Consider the following 2,275-nt stretch of genomic DNA (forward strand, 5'->3'; position numbering starts at 1 on the left):
CTGCCGCGCTCGCCTGAGCGGCGACCTGGGTGGCCAGCTCGAGGTGCGGCAGACCCGCGACCGAGAAGACCGGCAGCTTCTGTCCCCGCACCAATGTGGTGAGCGCGTCGATCGCCGAGACGCCGGTCAGCACCGGCTCCGAGGGCGGCTCGCGCCGCGTCGGGTTGAGCGGGTGGCCGGCGACCGGCTCGCGTCGTACGCCGAGCACGGGCGGCCCTGCGTCGATCGGGGTCCCGCGCCCGTTGCACACCCGTCCCAGCCAGCCGAGCCCGACGGGGACCTGCGTCGGCTCGCCGGCGAACACGACCGAGGTCCCCTCGGCGCCGAGGTCGTCGGTGCCCTCGAGCACCTGGACCACCGCGAGGTCCCGGTCGACGCTGAGCACCAGCCCGTTGCGGATCCGCCCGTCGGCCGTGCGGATCGTCGCCGACTCGTCCCACCCGACCCCGTGGACGTCGCGCACCACGAGCAGCGACCCCCGGAGCTCGGAGATCCCTCGGTGCTCGAGCGTGGCGAGGTCGCGGGTCACGACAGCGCCTCCAGGGCAGCGAGCACGGCGTCGCGCCGCACGACCACGCCGTCGACGTCGGCGGGGCCGGTCTCCTCGGGCGCCCGGAGCAGGGCACTCAGGTCGACGTCCTCGATCGCGGCCGCCGGCACACCCGACTCGACGAGGCGCTCGCAGCGGTCGACGACGGCGAGGACCGCGTCGACGAGAGCGGCGCCCTTGGCGCTCGAGCAGAAGCCGTCGTTGGCGCTCAGGGCGTTCTGCTGCAGCACGCCGTGGCGCAGCAGCCGGCCCGCGAGCAGCACGACGCGCTCCGAGCCCGGCATCGACGTCTCGCCGACCAGCTCGGCCAGGGAGGAGAGCCGGTCCGACTCGGCCAGCAGCGAGCCCATCCGGGCGCGTCGCCGCCCCCAGGCGGGGTCGCCGTGGCGGGCGTACCACCCGACCAGGGCGCCGGCGTCCCGCGAGAACGACCCCGACCAGGCGACCGCGGGGTAGTGGCGGGCGTAGGCGAGGTCACGATCGAGCATCCAGGTGGCGCGGACGAACCGCTGCGTGTGCGCGGTGACGGGCTCGGTCATGTCACCGCCGGGAGGGGAGACCGCACCGATGATCGTGACCGACCCCTCGCGCCCCCCGAGGGTGACGACCTCGCCGGCCCGCTCGTAGAACGCGGCGAGCGCGGACGCCAGGCCGGCCGGGTAGCCCTCCTCCGCGGGCAGGGCGCCGCGCCGGGACGCGAACTCGCGCAAGGCCTCGGCCCACCGCGAGGTCGAGTCCGCGATGACGACCGCATGCAGGCCCATGTCACGGAAGTACTCCGCCACGGTGACACCGGAGTAGATGCTCGCCTCGCGCGCCATCATCGGCATGTTCGAGGTGTTGGCGATCACGACCGTCCGCAGCCGCAGCTCCCGTCCGGTGCGCGGATCGACGAGCGAGCCGAGCTCCTCCACGACGTCGGCCATCTCGTTGCCGCGCTCGCCGCACCCGACGTAGACGATCACGTCGGCGTCGCACCACTTCGCGATCTGCTGCAGCAGCATCGTCTTGCCCGTCCCGAACCCGCCGGGGACCGAGGCCGTGCTGCCGCGGGCCACCGGTTGGAGCAGGTCGAGCACCCGTTGACCGGTGTGCAGCGCCGCGACGTCGTCGACCGGGCCCCGGAACGGCCGCGGGCGGCGCACCGGCCAGGCACTCGACATCGTGACGGTCCGTCCGCCGACGACCGCGAGGGGGTCGGCCGCGCCGTACCCGCCGGCCGCCACGACCGACTCGACGCGCGCCGGTCCCTCGGACAGCGCGTCGGGCGGCACCGTCACCCGCAGGACGACGGGTCCCTCCCCCTCGAGGGTGCCGACCTCCTCCCCGGGGCCGAGCAGCATCCCGGCCTCCACTCCCGGGGTGAATCGCCAGGTGCGGGCATCGGCGACGCCGGCGGTCGAGCCGGGCGCCAGCCAGTCACCGGCGCCCGAGAGCGGCCGGAGGAGTCCGTCGAAGACCCCGCCGAGCAGGTGGGGGCCCAGCGCGGCCGCCAGCGGCCGGCCCGACGCGGCTGCGAGGTCACCCGGTGCCAGGCCGCTGGTGTCCTCGTAGGCCTGCACCGTGAGGACGCCGTCGGTGATCGCCACGACCTCCCCCCACAGCCCGGCCGGCCCGAGCCCGACGACCTCGGAGACCACGGCGCTCGGGAGCCCCTCGACCTCCACCAGCGAGCCCGCGACCTTCACGACCCGACCCCGTGGGCCCGTTCCGGTCACGGTGACC

General features: G+C 75.3%; 1 protein-coding gene and 1 pseudogene. Both read right to left on the reverse strand.

The genetic code is table 11. The features are described from left to right. Positions 1-529 (reverse strand): annotated as a pseudogene (locus Q0L15_RS19730) (V-type ATP synthase subunit B); the annotation flags it as partial. Further along, positions 526-2,275 (reverse strand): V-type ATP synthase subunit A (locus Q0L15_RS19735; RefSeq protein ID WP_296606301.1); only part of this gene is annotated, 1,750 nt, incomplete at its 5' end. The pseudogene Q0L15_RS19730 and the gene Q0L15_RS19735, both read right to left, overlap by 4 nt.

Origin of the sequence: Nocardioides sp., from assembly GCF_024509035.1 — a bacterium.
Lineage (GTDB): Bacteria > Actinomycetota > Actinomycetes > Propionibacteriales > Nocardioidaceae > Nocardioides.